An 18,025-nucleotide genomic window follows, 5' to 3' on the forward strand; every position below is an offset into this window, starting at 1 on the left:
ATTTAATATCACTGCATGTTCGTTTTTTAGCCTTTTTAGCATTTTATCTATATTATTTGATCAATTTTACATTGATAATAGGTTATCAATTTTGTATTAAAACATATCTCCACCCAACTGCACATTAAGTATTAGCCTGGCTGGCGGTTAAGGAATTATATGAATTATTCTAATTTAATTTTACTAAGCGTGTTATCTGTAGGTGTTTGTACCTCTATATATGCTCAAGAAAACACGGTAAGTGAATCTGCTAATGCGAGTTCATTAGAAGAAACAGGGCCAAACCATCCCCGTTCACAAATTATTAAAGATCTAAAAAATATTAAAGTTAAAGATTTAAAAATTAATGCAAATGCAGCTCAACCAGATCTTGTCAAAGATCCTTTGCAATCATTGAACCGCCCAATTTATTCTTTTAATGATATGTTGGATCGCAATTTTTTACGCCCAGTTGCTGTTCAATATAGAGAAAAAACCCCAGAAGATGTACGTGGTTCTTATCGCCAATTCCGTAAAAATCTTGGTGAACCATGGAATGCTGTCAATCAGCTTATTCAAGGCCGCCCTGGCCGTGCAGCAAAAACTTTAGGCCGATTTACAATTAACACCTTAACCACTCTTGGTTTGGCTGATCCTGCAAGTCGCTTAGGTTTACCAACTGAAGAAGAGAATTTTGGTGTAACTCTTGGCTACTATGGCGTTCCTTCTGGCCCATTCCTTATGTTACCTTTTTTTGGTCCAAGCACCTTACGGGATGGTTTTGGTTTAGCAGTAGATGCCCAAGCTCGTCCACAAAAATACGTTATGGATGATCAAGAAGGTCTTTATTGGTCGAGTAATCTATTACAAGCCGTGGATACACGTGCCCAATATCTTGACTTAGATCAAACCTTACAAGGTGATCAATACGCTATGATTCGAGACTTATACCTCCAGCGTAAAGCATTCCAAATTGCAGAGAAAAAGGGCGATTCAGCCGATGTGTCTTTCATTGATGATGACTCTGAAGATACACCAGATGAGAATCAAAACCCTTAACATGAAATAAAGGTATTGCTTGGATTAAGAGTTCGGCAATACCTTGATTTTGATCATACATACTCTATGATGAATAAAGTGATCATATAAAAGGACTACCATATCTTCTATGTATTTTATTAAACCGACACGCTCTATTCCTTATTTAGAGCAAGCTTTGGATAAACTGCCAGGCTTACAAGTCATTAACATAGATGATTTAGATTTATATGATCCAACCATCATTGCAATTGCAGATGTACAAGATTTCCTGACTTATAAATGGAATTTGCCAACGGTCGTAATTGCTTTTGAACATGAAGGTAGTGCTTTAGCGCATGCATGGGAAGCAGGTGCTCTTGCAGGCTGGGTGTGGAATCAGTTACCTAGTGATTTAAATAAAGCCCTATCCAGAATTGATGCTCAATATAAGCGCAACCAAGATAGTCGTGATTTACCTTCGGCTGCTGAACTGCAAAAACGATTATTGCCTAATCCAATTGATCTATTAAATTATGAAGTCGAAACTTTCTTTCAGCCTTCAGCTTATCTTTCCGGTGATTGGTACGACTATTGGAAATTAAATGATAAAGAAGTTTTATTCTATCTTGCTGATGTTTCAGGTCATGGTGTAACCAGTAGTTTATTAACATCATGGATGGCAGCATTTCATGGTCGCTCTAAGACCCCAAGACAATTAATAAAAAAATTAAATGGGATGTTAGTTCAAGAGAATATCGAAAAGCACATTACGATTGTGGTGGGTATTTTAAACCTTGAAACACATACTCTTCGCTGGTCAAGTGCTGGGCACTATCCGCCTCCTATCATTTTTGAGCCTAATCAAGCACCGAAGATTCTAACAACGAGCAGTTTCCCGCTAGGTTTAACTGATGAACTTGAAGTTGAAGAGCATATTTGTACATTAAATCGCCATGCTCGCTTCATTGTTTGCTCGGATGGAGCCCTCGAACCTTTTGACGGTGGTTTAAACGATCAGTTCCAACAATTGGTCCATCATTTGCAAAATCAATCATTTCAAGCACCCGATCATGTGGCCGACGATATTGCCATCTTCAGTCTTTGTCGAATGAATTAATTTACGAATCAATTAATTACATAATATACGACTTAAGGACTCTTGAGTCTGGGATGGCACTATGTGATAATTTTTCTATCCTTCTCTGAAAATGGCATTTATATGTCAACAGGTCATGTTGAATATGCAAGTTTAAATGGAACGCATATTTTCAAACTTATTGGTGAAGTGCGAGCCCATTCTTGTATAAGTCTAGACAAACTTTTAAACAGAATTGAACAGCAAGAGAATGTTGTAGGTGCAATCGTTGATTTAACCCAAACAACATTTATTGATAGTACTGTATTAGGCATCCTAGCTAAGCTGGGGTTAAAGCTTAAACAGACTCATCATATTCAAGCTGTGATGCTATCTACCAATCCAGATATCACCACCTTAGCCAACAGTATGGGGCTAGGGCAGGTTTTTGTCATTTTGAATTATTGTGGTGATCCTAACGTTTGCACATTAACGTTAACAGATGAACAAATCACTCATAATGCAATGCTAAGAACTGTTCTGGATGCACATAAGACATTGATGAAACTCAATGCAAACAATCAGAATATGTTTGAGCCACTTGTTAAGCAGTTACAGAAAGAACAAGATACTCTTGAACAGGTATCGGACAAGCAAAATGCCTGATTTTCACCATTAAGCCGGATTAGAATATGACCCTCGTTTCTGTTGCTCAAATGAACTCTCAAGATGATATTGAAAATAATTTTCAAGTCATTGAGTCTTTGATTCAACAGAGCAAGGCGCAAAATGCCAGTTTGATTGTTTTCCCCGAAAACTTTGTATGTTTTGCTGCTGGAAAACAACGTGAAACTGCTGAGCAATTTGAATCTATTCAACAAAGGCTTGAGAAACTCGCACATCAATATCAAATCTGGATTGTGGCTGGCACCTTACCCTGCCCATTCCGTCCAGATGGATCCACTATTCAAGATGGTCGCGTCCGAACTGTTAGCCTTTGTATTAGCCCTGAGCGTACAGAAGCACGTTATGACAAGATCCATTTATTTGATGTACAAGTGGGTGATGCTGTCGGTGGTTATCAGGAGTCTCGTTTCTTTGAACCAGGAACAGACGTAGTAGTCACATCTACCCCTTTTGGCAATATTGGCTTAATGGTATGTTATGACTTGCGTTTTCCAGAGCTTGCTCTAACGCTAAGACAACAAGGCGCTCATATTCTTACTGCCCCTGCTGCATTTACCTATACAACTGGACAAATGCATTGGCAGCTTTTGTTACAAGCTCGGGCAATGGATAGCCAATGTTATGTTTTAGGTGCAGCACAACAGGGCTGGCATGGTGAAAAACGACAGACCTGGGGACACTCTGGGGCAACTGATAGTCGTGGCCAAATTTTAAGTATGATTGGATATGAAGGAAATGGTTTAATTACTGTGCCCTTTGATCTGACGGCGCAAGATCTCGTCCGCTCTTCAATGCCTCTAATGACACACCGTAAATTAATTCACTATTAAAAGTTTAATTATTCATGTGGAAATACTTATTTAGCTTTTTTTGCTTGGGGGCAAATATTCATTGTTATGCTGAGTTTGGGACAACGAATCATTTCGTTTCACCAACGGCACAGCTCAAATCAGATATTCTCCCCTCTACTCCTAAAGATATTCCTTTGCCTGCATTTGGCCAGAGAATAATTGGATGGGGTACTGGCGCAGAAGGCGCAAGACAACGTTTAGAAAATATTCAGCCAGCAGATGTTTCTATGATTAAAAAACAAGGAACAACGCTTGAAATGATTACTGCATGGCAAGATTTTTATGAACAAGAGCAACAACGCAATGCAAATAATCCTACTGCTAAATATCGTGCGCGTTTAATGAAAAAAATTGCAGATCTGTGGTAGACAATTTTATCTAAAATATTTTTATGTTATGGAATAATTGGATTAATTATTCCATTTTTTATGTCTCTTAATTTACTTTATTCAGAACCTATTCTGATGAACATTTAAGAAACTGAATAGAACGCGATATACTACAAAAGCAATATGAGTTTCTTTGAGGAATATATGGACCAAGACTGTCAAAACTTAAAGCTTGAGAATCAATTATGTTTCCTCATTTATTCAACAAATTTAGCGCTTAATCAACTCTACAGAAAACTTCTCGCGCCTTTGGGGCTTACCTACCCCCAATATTTAGTGATGTTAGTTTTATGGGAACAGGATGAAGTGACTGTTTCAGAAATTGGAGCTAAACTTTTTTTAGAATCATCCACTCTCACTCCTATCTTGAAAAAGTTAGAGGCCCTGCATTTGCTTCATCGTACCCGCTCAACTCAAGACGAGAGACAAGTGATTATTACACTTAGCGATGACGGAAAAAAATTAAAAGATCAAGCATTGGATATTCCAGCAGGCGTACTAGAAGCAAGTTCATGTGACATGACAACACTATTAGGCTTGAAAGATCAACTTACCAAACTCCGTACAAACCTAGTTAAATAAACAGCAATTTTTTCAAAAAATATACTTGTCAAAATAACTAAGTCGTGTACGATATATTTGTATTCAATTTATTTTAGGAATAAAAACGATGTCATTAGAAAAAGTTGTTTATCGTGCAAAAGCTAAAGCAACCGGTGGTCGTGATGGCCGTGCAACTTCATCTGACGGTGTATTAGATGTACAACTTGGCGTACCTAAAGAAATGGGTGGCGCTGGTGGTGCCGTAACAAACCCTGAGCAATTATTTGCAGCTGGCTATTCAGCATGCTTTTTAGGAGCTTTAAAATTTGTTGCAAACCGCGATAAATTTAATATTAGTAAAGATGCTTACGTAGAAGGTGAAGTAGGTATTGGTCCAATTCCTACAGGTTTTAGCATCGAAGTAACTTTAAATGTTTACTTAGTGGGCATGGACCGTGAAGAAGCTGAAAAATTAGTTGCAGCAGCTCATATTGTTTGCCCATATTCAAATGCAACTCGTAACAATATTGATGTGACTTTTAATATTGTGACCGAATAAGTTTTATTATTAAAAATGCCCGAATCATATCGGGCATTTTTAATTGTATGCTACAAATTATACTTCGCTTGCTTCATTGGTTACTCGAAGTACTTCTTCAAGTGTGGTTTTACCTGCGAGTACTTTGCGCAGACCATCATCACGAATAGAACCTGAATACTCACGAGCATGATTTTCTAATTCATATTCAGCCGCATTACCATGAATGAGACGACGCATCGGTTCATCAACTGGTACGATTTCATAAATGGCTGTACGTCCATTAAAGCCTAAATGTGAGCAATGGTCACACCCTTTGGCTTCAGGTAACTGCAACAATGGTTCATTATGAATATGTTGAAAAACCTGTTTTTCAAAAGTATCCGCTTCACGCCATGTCATACAATGTGGACATAAGGTACGAACCAAACGTTGAGCAATCACCCCAATTAAAGAGCTTGATAATAAGAAAGGCTCGATTCCCATATCTTTAAGTCGAGTAACTGCACCAATAGCGGTATTGGTATGTAGTGTCGATAAAACCAAATGTCCAGTTAACGATGCTTGTACTGCAATTTCAGCCGTTTCCAAGTCACGAATCTCACCTACCATCACCACATCTGGATCTTGACGTAACATTGCTTTTAAAGCACGAGCAAACGTCATATCCACTTTGGTATTGACTTGTGTTTGACCAATGCCTTCAAGTTGATATTCGATTGGATCTTCGGCAGTTAAGATGTTACGCGTATTATCATTTAGATCAGATAAAGCCGCATACAAAGTCGTTGTTTTCCCCGAACCTGTAGGCCCTGTGACCAAAATAATGCCATGAGGACGATGTACTAACTGAGTTAAACGCTCGTAGTCATTTGCCATTAATCCCAAGTGGATCATATTAAGTCGACCAGCTTGTTTATCGAGTAAACGCATTACAACCCTTTCACCATGTGAAGATGGTAAAGTCGAAACACGAACATCTACTTCTCGGCCAGCAAGGCGTAAAGAAATACGTCCATCTTGTGGCACTCGCTTTTCTGCAATATCGAGTTTTGCCATGACTTTAATACGCGAAACCAGTAACGGTGCCAACTCACGGCGCGGCTGTACAACTTCACGTAATTGACCATCTACACGTAATCGTACAGATAATTTCTTTTCGAAAGCTTCAATGTGAATATCAGAAGCCCCTACTCGAATTGCCTCTGAAAGTAGCGCATTAATCAGACGAACAATTGGAGCATCATCTTCCTGATCCATCAAATCTTCTGTCTCAGGAACCTGATCGGCCAAACTTAATAAATCAGGATGATCTTCTAAACCTGCTGCAACTTGTTGTGATTCCCCTGTATCGCCGGCATAGCTTGTACTTAAGAGCGTATTAAATTCTTGTTCAGTACATAATTGGAAATGAGCGGGCTTACCTAGAATTCGTCTTGCTTCCTGCAATGCAATTTTTTCAGTGTTTTGACGTCTAATAATAAATACTTGATCACCGTCATAACGAAATAAAACACCATGACGCTTGGCAAAACTATATGGAACTTGTATTTGTTTCAATATTTGCATCACAATTTATAATGATGAGTAAGATGATTTTGAGTGTACTCTAAGCAGATTACAGCGTGAAGTCTGTTTAACAACTCGGTAGAGGAATTTTACGTCTTGTTTGAAAATAATGAATATAAGCCTCGCCCCCAGAATTCCTTAAAATGGTGGGGAGAACAGCGCTTTGAAATTAATCAGTCTAAAGCATGGCAATTCGGTTCAATGCTTTTTCGTCTAACGCGCGGTATAAAAGAATGGCGTATCGAATATTATCGCCCATCTCTTCAAGACGATAATGAGCAAGATTGGCATCCAATTGCCGATCCGAATTTTGCCTTTCCGCATACTGTTCAAGTAGAACGCTACATGTTTCGGAAAACTAATCCAGAATTTTTACTTATGCCCCGTCTGGCAGATCGTTCTGTAGTCATTAAACCCGTTGATCCTATCTACATTCCAGCAGGTCAACGCGGAACTCTTTATATTAGTACACCACTATGGATTGCAGGTTTAGTTGAAAGTCAGCATGAGCCTTTGTTTGAGATTCCTGTGATTCAACCTAAAGATACATGGTTTGGTCCTAATGCCCAGCAAGGTGAAATTTGTTATGCCACGTCTGTCGATGGACGTACCGATTTGAACCTGTTAACACCACGTGCTTTTCGTGCGGTTACACCAATTGATTTTCACAACACCAGTAATCATCAATTGCGTTTTGACCGCATGAACGTGCCCGTTACAGCTCTACCTCTTTTTTATAGTGAAAGTACCGGTCGTTTATGGACTTCTCAAATTAAAGTTTATTATGAAGGTTCTGATCGTCCCGCACGAATTCGTATTGAAAACCGTACGCCCCCTCTTGCTGGTGAAGTGACCTATGTTCACCCACCACGTTCACCTGGTGGAGCATTATTCAATATGTTTGATTCATTCTTTTAAGAGGTTTATATGGCTGATACAAGTATTCCTAAGGATATCGCTGATAGCCTCACAAGCATATTTACCAATATCAATACCGAACGTATTAGTGAAATTTTAGTCGGTGTTGTGCTGTGTTTTATTGGTTTTGTTCTTGCCCGTATTATTTCAAATACATTTATTAGAACCATTGGCTCACGTTTTAATGCTCATCAACGTCTGGTGTGGCGCCGCGGTATTTTTTATTTTATTTTCTTACTCTTCATTATGACGAGTTTAAAAGAAGCCGGTTTTAAACTCAGTGTATTTCTTGGCGCAGCAGGGATTTTAACCGTAGCGCTCGGTTTCGCATCGCAAACATCAGCCAGTAACTTGATTAGTGGTTTATTTTTGATTGGTGAAGGATCATTTGAAGTCGGTGATACGATCCAGATTACACTCATTCGTGGAAATACAATTGAAGGTGAAGTGATCTCGATTGATTTGCTTTCGGTTAAACTGCTTACATTAGACAATGTCTATATTCGTTTGCCAAACGAACAACTCATTCGTGCTCCCGTACACAACTTATCTAAATATCCTATACGACGTATTCCAATTACGCTCGCAATCAACTTCCATGAAGACATCATTAAAGTTCGCGAGGTTCTACTGAATGTAGCAGCTCATTATCCTCTTGTATTAGATGACCCAAAGCCTGCTGTTACAGTGACTGCATTTAGAGAATCATCAATTGAGCTTTTATTTACAATGTGGTGTCGACAAGAGAACTCTTTAAAAGTTCGAGATGAGATGCAAGAACGAATTCGAAATGGATTTTTAGATAACCGAATTGAAATTCCTGTTCCTAAAATGGGTTTGATTGATCGACCATCTAGTGTTTTTGCTGAAGATGATATCGATCAATACAGTAATCAAAAAGAATTAAATCGAGAGCCTAAAGCTTAGGCTCCTCATTTTTCTGTACAGCGGATGATGGTGGCAATGGCGCAAGATAAGCAATAATCAACATTACCCCACCCGCTCCAATAAATGAAATGACTCGAGTTAAAGTCGCACTTTGCGATAGATCAAGCAAAATCAGCTTTAATACCACAATCCCTAAAAGAGCAGCACCTACAAACCATAATTGACGAATCATTTTTCGGCTAGAGAATGTAGTTAAAATGAATGCCAAGATTACCCAAAGCAATGTCAGACTTAACTGTACTATTCCATTTGTCCAAATTGCAGTACTCCAGAGTGGTGTTGCCCAGTAATAGTGTAAGCCTCTGACCACTACACTACTGAATACTAACAACCCCACTAGAATTGTTGTAATTTTAAAAGTCCACTCCAGTGATTTATCTTGATCAAAAGCATGCTGATAAATAATAAAGAGTAGACCAGCAAATACTGAAATTGAAAGGAAATCAGTTAAGTTAATCAAAGGAACAAAGTAAAGGTACTCAGCAGAATGCTGATCTACGCTCACTACTAGCAACCAAAGTAAACTTAAACACCACGCTGGAATCTGATGTAACAATGTCGTTTTATGAGCTTTATACACCCAAAGGGAATAAACCACAGGAACGAAAGCCAGAGCAACAAGAGGCATTTGTGGAAATATTGCTAAACCAACCGTTGCTAATGCCAACCAGCTCAAACCAGACCAGACCTTTAAAGATCCAAACTGACCTGATTGCGGTTGAGCCATAACAAATAAGGCACTAAGAAGCGTTGCTGCGATGAGGAAAGTACCCTGCTGTAATATACTCGGCCATTTAAACATGCTGAATACTTGACTGGTAAAGGCCTCACCCAAAATTAACAACAATAACAAGCTAATTAAACTTAACTGTAAGGTCTGCCATTGGACCCTTAGTTTGTAGTGAACCACTACACTAAATATTGATAATAATAGTATCGCAATCATCAAATATGGGCTTAAGCCATGATGTTGCCATGTCAAAATTTCTATACCAGCGATAGCACCCGCATACATACCTAAGCATAAGAAAATGCCGCTAAACATGCTGGCACTGAAATACTGTTGCTCTTTACTGTTGTATTGCAATAAATAATAGGCCGAAATGAATTGGGCAATTGCATAAATGCTTGTGCTTAGAGTCGGGAACTCTGCATTCGCCCAAAATTGATAAAACAATGCAACTGAACTGAGTAAAACTAAAATTACACCAATATATCGGCTTAAACGGTACCGCTCAGTTACCCCCCATACAATAAGAGCCGTACCTTGAGCAACCCAACCAATCGCAGTCCAATGTGCCCCTTTCGCGAGTGGAAAGATTAAGGCAAAAAATGCAACGGCAAGGATGAAAAAGCTTTTAGCAAGAACTGAAAGTTGAGGATGGGTCTTTTTGATCCAGAAAGTTAATACCGCATAGGTACTAGCCAAAACAGCAGCACCAATCGTCAACGCTTGAGTAGACTCATGGACTAAATAGGCATGTAGCGTAAAGCCTAGTACAGGCACACTAAAAATAAGACCCACATCTAAGAGCGGAGGTAAACGAATGCCTTCTTGTTGTTCACGTGCTGAAACTCGAGATATATTTTGGCTATAACGAACACTAAGCCAAATAAACAGAGCTATATGTAGCCATAAAATCCAGTCTAATGTGTCAAATTTTGCTGGTTCTGCATAAAAACCTATCGCACTACCACCAATAAACATCGTGGCAAAGAAAGCAATCTGATTTAAGATTTTCCAAGGCTGAATAAAATTAACCGCAGCAACTGCTAAGTTAATTACCAAATAGTAGCTAAATAGGAAGACTACATCTGGACGATATTGTGGAATAACTAAAGGGGCTGCATAGGCCATGCCGAGTGCTAAAATTGCCAAATAAATAGCTTGTTGTTTTAAACTCAGGAATACCGTAATAGCCAATAAGATCGTAAACAGAATACTCGCTGTAGTTAGATTGGCAATTACACCAAAATGATGCGAGAACACCAGTGTTAGGAATACAACAGCTAGTCCCACACCCTGCAATGCCACAGCAAAAAGTTGATTTTTCTTTTGCAAGCTATATCCAAATGCCGTTAATACACCTCCAGCAATTGCAATAAAACCAAGTTTTACACCTAAACTAAGTTGCCAGTGCTCACTTGCGAAACGCAATAACAACACCACCCCAACCATCAACACAGCGACAGCAACTCTTAAAATTGGATTGCCATGGACCATCCAGTCGACTGCTGGTTGCCACCATGTACTCTGTACCTGAGCTGTTTGTTCTGTGTGATTTAAAGGTATCTTTTCAGCTGGGACTAGCTTGTCCGTATTATTGGAATCAACTTGCTCTACCGCTGGAGTTATAATTTCTGTTTGTAGAGTTTCGTTTACATGAACAGTTGGTTTTGCCGACTCGAGGTATAACAGTCGAGTATGAAACGCACTAATCGTTTGGACTAAACATAGCAATAAAATCAGTAATGCCCCACTAGCAATCCACATCCAGTGATTCATATAAGCAACTAATGCAACCAAGGCGGCCGCATAAATCACTATTGTTTGCGTATGAATAGAATAAAGCGGTTTTTGCTGCTGAGAAAACTGTTGTTCTAAATGGGTCAGACGCTGATGCAGATTTGATAATAGCTGAACCAGTACGACAGTAAGTGCAATAGATAAAGCAGCAACAGCACTCTGAAATTTAAAACCAATTGAAATGGCTAAAAACAAAGTCAAAGCGATCAAAACGATGATCATTCCCTGTTTGTCTTTTTTATACATGGGCTTAGCAATATGACACCTTCATTACATGTCATCTTACTTCAAGCCAATACAAGCGTATATTTATACATACAAAATACTGCAAAAATCATAATCCTGCATTCATAGCCGTTTTCACGTAAAATACCCGTAATTCAAATTAAGGAATTGTTCAATGCCACCATTTGTCTTGGTTGATGGGTCCTATTTTTTATTTCGTGCATATCATGCATTACCACCATTGACGACCTCTACAGGGTTACATACCAATGCAATACGTGGAGCAATTTCTGCGATTCAAAAACTTATGCGTCGTATGCAACCGACGCATATGGCCGTAATTTTTGATACGCCTGAGCCAACTTTCCGTCATAAGCTTTCACCTATTTATAAAGGTGATCGCCCAACCATGCCTGAAGAGTTATCTCAACAGATTCCATATTTACATGCATTAATTAAAGCCCAAGGGATTCCTTTATATAGTCTTCCTGGCGCTGAGGCAGATGACATTATCGGCACACTTGCTAAACGTGCCGTGCTTGAAGGCCATCATGTACTTATCTCAACTGGAGATAAAGACATGGCTCAGCTCGTCAATGATCATGTCAAACTTGAAGATAGCTTTAAAGATCGTGTAATGGACACCGACGGTGTATTTGAAAAATTTGGCGTTTGGCCAAATCAGATTATCGACTATTTAACGCTAATGGGTGATGCATCCGACGGTATTATGGGTGTTCCAGGCGTAGGGGCAAAAACAGCAGCTAAGTTACTGACTGAATATGGCACTTTAGAGAATATCATTGCCAATGCAGATCAACTTAAAGGTAAGATTAGCCAAAATATTAAAGATAATTTAGACAATATTAAGCTTGATCATCAGTTAGCTAGCATTGTCTGTGATCTTCCTTTAGAACTCGACTGGCATGAATTAAAGCTTACCGATCCAAATGTTGATGCTTTACGTAACTTATATACTGAGCTTGAGTTTAGAAATCAGTTACAGTCACTTGATCATCCAAATAATCCGAACAGCTCTACTTATAAACAACAAGTTTCACAAGTAGTCGTTCAAGATGAAATTAAACCGGCTGACGCTATTGAAACCGAAGATCAAGCAAGCTTAACCAGTCAAGATGACCAGCTTGGGACTGCAAATTATCATACTGTTTTAACTCAAGAAGCATGGGATCAACTCTTGCAACGCATGCAAAATGCTGATCATTTTGCCATTGATACAGAAACTACAAGCCTTGATTACCGTATTGCCGAGATGGTTGGTTTTTCAATCGCCTTTGATGCACAAGATGCCTACTATGTGCCTTTAGCACATAATTATGAAAATGCACCGCAGCAGCTGGACCGTGAACAAATTCTGGCTCAAATTAAGCCTGTATTAGAAAGTGAAGCGGTTAAAAAAATTGGTCATCATCTTAAATATGATGCCCATATCTTTGCAAACCACGGAATTGAGTTAAAAGGCTGGTATTTCGATAGCATGCTGGCATCTTATGTATTAAATGCTGCAGCAACTCGTCATGGCATGGATGATGTAGCTCGTGTCTACTTAAGTCACTTGACCACCACCTTTGAACAAATTGCTGGTAAGGGTGCAAAGCAGAAAACCTTTAATCAAATTGAGATTGAAGTTGCTGCTCACTATGCGGCAGAAGATGCACATGTGACCTATCGTTTGTATGAAGTACTTTCAAACAAACTTAAGCCATTTCCTGAGTTAGAAAATATTTTATATAACATCGAAATGCCGGTTGCCCGAATTTTGTCAGGCATGGAAGAAGATGGTATTCGTTTAGATCATGCTTTCTTAGACAAATTAAGTGTTGAGTTTGCAAAAACCATGGAAGGCCTTGAAAATCAGGCAATGGAAATTGCAGATGAAACTTTTAATATTGCTTCACCTAAGCAAGTAGGCGAAATCCTATTTGATAAATTAGGAATCAAAGGCGGTAAAAAAACTGCAACTGGACAATACAGCACCAGTGAAAGTGTTTTAGAAAAAATTGAACATCCTTTAGCGGAAATTATTCTAGAGCATCGTGGTTTAGCAAAACTAAAAAGTACCTATACGGACCGTCTAGTTGAGCAATCTCATAACGACACCCATCGTGTGCATACGAGCTATCATCAAGCGCTCACAGCGACAGGTCGCCTCTCCTCTTCTGATCCTAACTTACAAAATATTCCAATTCGTAGACAAATTGGCCGTCAGATTCGTAAAGCATTCATTGCACCAGAAGGTCGAGTTTTACTAGCAGCCGATTACTCGCAAATTGAACTTCGTTTGATGGCTCATTTTTCTCAGGATGATGCTTTAGTCCACGCGTTCCAGCACGGACAAGACGTTCACCGCCGTACTGCAGCAGAAGTATTGGGTATTGCAATTGAAGATGTGACCAATGATCAACGTCGTCAAGCTAAGGCAGTAAACTTTGGTCTACTGTATGGTATGTCTGAGTTTGGTTTGATTCGTCAGTTAGGTTTCACACGTCAAGAATCGCAAAATTATATTAAGCAATATTTCCAACGCTATCCTGGCATCTATGAATATATGCAACGCACGCGTCAAGTTGCATCAGAGCAAGGCTTTGTTGAAACTATTTTAGGCCGTCGTCTATATACACCAGATATTGATGCACGAAATGTGATGGTGCGTAAGGCTGCTGAACGTGCTGCCATCAATGCACCTTTACAAGGTAGTGCAGCTGATATTATTAAAATTGCGATGATTGAAGTTGATAAAATCTTGCCAAAAGATCAAGCCAAGTTACTTCTTCAAGTACACGATGAATTAGTTTTTGAAGCCGATCAGAACATTGCTGAAGAACTTTCCAAACAAATCGCAAAAGTCATGGAATCTGTTGTAGAAATTTCCGTGCCTTTAGTGGTTGAAGTTGGCCAAGGACAAAACTGGGATGATGCCCATTAATTAGCAGAAATAAAAAAGGGCTGTGAAATACAGCCCTTTTTTATTGAGTTAGCTTAAAGACCAGTTAAGAGAACTTTAGCGACTTCATTCATTAAAATTTCGGCAATATAGAGTGCCAAAAAAGCCAAAATTGGCGATAAGTCAATCATTCCCATATTAGGCAATAAACGACGGAATGGTGCAAGTAATGGTTCAGCCAAATCTTGAATCACCTCAATATAAGGTGAACGAGATTGAGTAAACATAACTACCCAACTCAAAATGATTGTTGCAAAAATTAAATAACGGCAGAAACGAATCAAGTCCTGAATCATAGTCACAAATGTCAGAATCACTAAATGAATCGGACTATTTGGCATAGAACCAGAAAGATACATGACACCGAAAATTTTCAGTAAATATAAAATAATTAAAAGAGCTAACGCAGCTAAATTAAACCGGCCTTTTGCGACCGTCGGAAAAATTCGGCCAAAAATATCAACAATTTTAGTCGCCTTTACGGTCGATAAAACCACAGGATTATAAGGACTTACTGCCGCCAATTGCATTAAAAAACGGAAAAAGACCAATAAAATCGCGACATTAATTAAAATTCCAAAAATTAGCGCAGAATTTGCACCCATAGTTGTCTTATCCTATTTAAGCTATTTCGCACTGTCACTCAATTCTTGAGCCAATTCTTGGCTACGCTTCTGTGCAGCAGCCAATGCAGATTGAATATTTTGGGAGATTTGTGCACGGTCAAAAACTTCAAGTGCGGCTTGTGTTGTACCATTTGGCGATGTCACATTCTTACGAAGTTCAGATGGAGTATTTGAACTGGTAATTGCCATTTGAGCTGCACCTAACGCCGTTTGAAGAGTTAACGCAGTTGCAACTTTTTCATCCAGTCCTAAATTTTTACCCGCACGGATCATACTTTCCATCAGATAGAAAAAATATGCAGGACCTGAACCAGAAACTGCTGTTACCGCATCAATTTGAGCTTCGGAGTTTACCCAAATTGTTAAGCCTGTGGCCGCTAAAATCTGACTTGTTAATTCACGATCCGAAGTACCTACTACATCATTTGCATAGATACCGTGCGCGCCAGTTTGAACCAGAGCTGGTGTATTCGGCATAATGCGAACAATTCGATTGCTATCAATTAAGTTTGATATCGTTTGAATTTCAGCACCAGCAATAATTGAAATGACCAATTTATCTGATAAAAGACCTTTCAACGGACGTAAAACAGTCGCCAAAACTTGCGGCTTTACCGCCAGTACGACAACATCAGCATTTTGAATTGCAGCCACGTTATCTTGTGTTACGTGGACTTCTTTCTCTTGTAATAATTGACGGATCTGCTCAACAGGATCTGAAACAGTAATACGTGTCGGTGGTAAACCTCTTGAAATGAGCCCGCCAATTAACGCTTGGGCCATATTACCGCCACCAATAAAACAGATATTACAATTTACTGCACTTGCCATAACCATATTCGCCATTTACCAGATTACAAGAATGAGAAATTAAATCCGGTTGCCATCCTCCTTGCTCACAATACGGAGACTGAGCCAACCAAAATCCTTTCGGTGTAAAAACCCCAAGCATAACATTATCTATGACTAATATTTGAATTGTATGACGAAGCCAAGGCAAAATATGTGCTTCTTGAATTGCTTTTTTTAATGGCCATTGCCCAACACGGCCGTATAAATGGACTTTTTCTCCACCTTGGCGTCGAATTATTGTCAATTTTTTATTTAATAAAGATGGAGCCAAACCAATATTTTTTTGTGTGATCTGAAAATTTCCTGAAGCGTAATGCACTATTTCCCCCATTTGGAAATGATGCTCTGACTCAGCTTCAACTGGGTTTAATTTTTCAGCAAGAAAAACTTGCTTACTCAATCTATAAAGATGGTATTGATAACGGACATAGTAAAACTGATTCCAGTGTAATGCTGCTTGTGCATCGGACTTTGAATCAATCACTTCATTTTTTAAACGCTCAACCATTTCAAATGCAGGTCGATATTGCCCATCACCTTTCATCCAAACCGAAAGTAATTGACGTTGACGGGCAACTGATAAATCTAAAAGTTTAGTTAAGTCTAAACACTCAGCAGTACCACAATGTTTTAAATCAGCTTTCAAAACTTCTTCTAAAATTTCAGAAGCATCTTGCATGAGATAACTGGTTCGGCTCAGTGCTTGCTGCATTTTAGGAAATCTGTTTTGTAAAAATGGCCAAAGTTCCTCACGCGACCACGCCCTATCATAATGAATATCGTAATTTGTCGGGTCATTTACATACTCAATTTCAAGTTGAGTAGTCCAATCAGCAATTTGCTCACGAGATAAGTCTAAAAAAGGACGCCAAATCGTCATGTCTACACGGTAATCCACAGACTGCATTGCAGCTAATCCATCAACACCTGCACCCGATAATAAACGGAGTATGACTGTTTCAGCCTGATCTTGCTGATGATGAGCAAGTACTAAGGTTTCATTCGGTTGCAAATGCTGTCGATAAGCTTGATAACGCGCCTGACGTGCTTGAGCTTCCAAATTACCATCGGTAACCTGAACTTTTTGAATAATAAAAGGAATATCTAAATGAGTAGCCTGTTCAGCGACTAGTTTCCCCCACTCTGCACTTTGTGATTGCAGCTGATGATCGATATAGATTGCTCGGATCTTTTGAGGGAAAATTTGAGACATCAGATGTAGCAGCAGCATAGAATCCATGCCGCCACTACATCCAATAAGAAAAGAACTATTTTCTGAAAATAGTTGAGCCTGCTTTAAGACATTATGCCTAAATTTGCACTGCCAAACTTCATTAAACGTTGATAACGTGCTTCGCATCGTTCATTTGCTTCCAGTGGTAGCAATTCATCCAAAGCTTGCTTCAGAACTACTTTTAGGTTTTGCATGACTTGCTCAGGGTCTAAATGTGCCCCCTCGCCTTCATCTACTACATATTCAACAATACCTAGAGATTGTAATTTGTCTGCTGTCAAACCTAAAGCTTCGCTCGCTTGAGCCGCTTTTTCAGCAGTTTTCCATAAAATAGATGCGCAGCCTTCTGGTGAAATCACAGAATAGATACTGTGCGATAACATAATGACTCTGTCAGCAACACCAATACCTAAAGCACCACCAGAACCACCTTCACCCAGTACTGTTGCAACAACAGGAACTTTCAAGCTTGAAAGTTGAGCAAGACTCGTTGCAATTGCTTCGGCTTGTCCACGCTCTTCAGCACCAACACCTGGGTAAGCACCCATCGTATCAATAAACGTGAAGACCGGAAGATTAAAACGCTCAGCCATATCTAATAGGCGTTGAGATTTACGGTAACCTTCAGGGTTAGCCATACCGAAGTTATGCTTTAATTTTTCACGGGTACTACGACCACGGTGTTGTCCAATGACCATCACAGGTTGACCGTCAAAACGAGCAAGACCACCTACCATCGCACCATCGTCACCAAACAAACGATCACCATGCAAGGCGTCAAACTCTGTAAAGATTTCACCGACATAATCTAGAAACTGCGGACGTTCAGGATGACGTGCAATTTGAACCGTTGTCCAAGCTTTGGACTGAGTAGATTTTTTCATAGGTCGAATATTATCCCTTTAATCGATAAATTTTTCCGACTGAATATTCAATTCAATGTCCCAATGCTTAAACTGCTCTTGCTCATCGTGCAAGTCGGCAACTAACAATGGCCATTGTTTGGCATCACCAGAAACACTAAGCTGCCATTGTTGATCATTTATGATGGTCAGTTCAATGGCAGGAAGCATCTGATC

16 protein-coding genes and 1 pseudogene are annotated in these 18,025 nt (G+C 39.3%); 10 read left to right on the forward strand and 7 right to left on the reverse strand.

The window, feature by feature from the left end; all coding sequences use genetic code 11:
• The first annotated feature begins 159 nt into the window (after positions 1–159).
• From UC75_RS12955 to UC75_RS12985, 7 genes are all read left to right on the forward strand, one after another.
• On the forward strand, positions 160–1,038 hold the full coding sequence (locus UC75_RS12955; RefSeq protein ID WP_004794490.1) for a VacJ family lipoprotein: 879 nt from the start codon (positions 160–162) through the stop codon (positions 1,036–1,038).
• A 109-nt stretch (positions 1,039–1,147) separates the two neighbouring features.
• A complete protein-coding gene (gene gigA, locus UC75_RS12960) occupies positions 1,148–2,116 on the forward strand; it encodes an RsbU family protein phosphatase GigA (RefSeq protein WP_049837849.1) in 969 nt (322 codons plus the stop codon).
• A gap of 102 nt (positions 2,117–2,218) precedes the next feature.
• Positions 2,219–2,740 carry an anti-anti-sigma factor GigB gene (gene gigB, locus UC75_RS12965; protein WP_002117273.1) on the forward strand — a complete coding sequence of 174 codons (522 nt, stop codon included), beginning with the start codon at positions 2,219–2,221 and terminating at the stop codon, positions 2,738–2,740.
• 26 nt (positions 2,741–2,766) lie between these two features.
• A complete protein-coding gene (locus UC75_RS12970; RefSeq protein ID WP_013198911.1) occupies positions 2,767–3,591 on the forward strand; it encodes a carbon-nitrogen hydrolase family protein in 825 nt (274 codons plus the stop codon).
• 14 nt (positions 3,592–3,605) lie between these two features.
• The gene (locus UC75_RS12975; RefSeq protein ID WP_004794496.1) at positions 3,606–3,980 is read left to right on the forward strand and encodes a DUF4951 domain-containing protein; all 375 of its coding nucleotides are present in this window, start codon (positions 3,606–3,608) and stop codon (positions 3,978–3,980) included.
• A gap of 165 nt (positions 3,981–4,145) precedes the next feature.
• Positions 4,146–4,583 carry a MarR family winged helix-turn-helix transcriptional regulator gene (locus UC75_RS12980; protein ID WP_049837850.1) on the forward strand — a complete coding sequence of 146 codons (438 nt, stop codon included), beginning with the start codon at positions 4,146–4,148 and terminating at the stop codon, positions 4,581–4,583.
• Positions 4,584–4,671: 88 nt separating this feature from the next.
• Entirely contained in the window at positions 4,672–5,103 is a 432-nt protein-coding gene (locus tag UC75_RS12985; protein WP_002117290.1) for an organic hydroperoxide resistance protein, read from the forward strand.
• A gap of 57 nt (positions 5,104–5,160) precedes the next feature.
• On the opposite strand, the gene gspE is transcribed toward UC75_RS12985, so the two are convergent.
• Positions 5,161–6,651 (reverse strand): type II secretion system ATPase GspE, encoded by a 1,491-nt coding sequence (gspE, locus tag UC75_RS12990; RefSeq protein WP_049837851.1) that lies wholly within the window; start codon positions 6,649–6,651, stop codon positions 5,161–5,163.
• 96 nt (positions 6,652–6,747) lie between these two features.
• Here gspE and UC75_RS12995 point away from each other — a divergent pair, with 96 nt between their 5' ends.
• The gene (locus tag UC75_RS12995) at positions 6,748–7,569 is read left to right on the forward strand and encodes a hypothetical protein (protein ID WP_049837852.1); all 822 of its coding nucleotides are present in this window, start codon (positions 6,748–6,750) and stop codon (positions 7,567–7,569) included.
• 9 nt (positions 7,570–7,578) lie between these two features.
• A complete protein-coding gene (locus UC75_RS13000; RefSeq protein ID WP_049837853.1) occupies positions 7,579–8,496 on the forward strand; it encodes a mechanosensitive ion channel family protein in 918 nt (305 codons plus the stop codon).
• Here the strand turns inward: UC75_RS13000 and UC75_RS13005 are convergent.
• The gene (locus tag UC75_RS13005) at positions 8,486–11,290 is read right to left on the reverse strand and encodes a DUF2339 domain-containing protein (RefSeq protein ID WP_049837854.1); all 2,805 of its coding nucleotides are present in this window, start codon (positions 11,288–11,290) and stop codon (positions 8,486–8,488) included. The two genes, UC75_RS13000 and UC75_RS13005, sit on opposite strands and share 11 nt — an antisense overlap.
• A gap of 154 nt (positions 11,291–11,444) precedes the next feature.
• On the opposite strand from UC75_RS13005, the gene polA reads away from it, so the two are divergent.
• Positions 11,445–14,216, forward strand: coding sequence for a DNA polymerase I (gene polA / locus UC75_RS13010; protein ID WP_049837855.1), 2,772 nt, complete (start codon positions 11,445–11,447; stop codon positions 14,214–14,216).
• 53 nt (positions 14,217–14,269) lie between these two features.
• On the opposite strand, the gene UC75_RS13015 is transcribed toward polA, so the two are convergent.
• From UC75_RS13015 to UC75_RS21655, 5 genes and pseudogenes are all read right to left on the reverse strand, one after another.
• The gene (locus tag UC75_RS13015) at positions 14,270–14,839 is read right to left on the reverse strand and encodes a YggT family protein (protein WP_004794512.1); all 570 of its coding nucleotides are present in this window, start codon (positions 14,837–14,839) and stop codon (positions 14,270–14,272) included.
• Between the two features lie 21 nt (positions 14,840–14,860).
• Positions 14,861–15,697, reverse strand: coding sequence for a pyrroline-5-carboxylate reductase (proC, locus tag UC75_RS13020; protein WP_128825287.1), 837 nt, complete (start codon positions 15,695–15,697; stop codon positions 14,861–14,863).
• Entirely contained in the window at positions 15,669–17,072 is a 1,404-nt protein-coding gene (gene tilS, locus UC75_RS13025) for a tRNA lysidine(34) synthetase TilS (RefSeq protein WP_128825275.1), read from the reverse strand. The genes proC and tilS overlap by 29 nt, the downstream gene beginning before the upstream one ends.
• Positions 17,009–17,830 carry an acetyl-CoA carboxylase carboxyltransferase subunit alpha gene (locus tag UC75_RS13030; protein WP_013198918.1) on the reverse strand — a complete coding sequence of 274 codons (822 nt, stop codon included), beginning with the start codon at positions 17,828–17,830 and terminating at the stop codon, positions 17,009–17,011. Before UC75_RS13030 ends, tilS begins: the two co-directional genes overlap by 64 nt.
• A gap of 18 nt (positions 17,831–17,848) precedes the next feature.
• Positions 17,849–18,025, reverse strand: a pseudogene (locus tag UC75_RS21655) (exopolyphosphatase); the annotation flags it as partial.

This window comes from Acinetobacter sp. V2 (assembly GCF_001188385.1).
GTDB classification, from domain to species: domain Bacteria; phylum Pseudomonadota; class Gammaproteobacteria; order Pseudomonadales; family Moraxellaceae; genus Acinetobacter; species Acinetobacter oleivorans.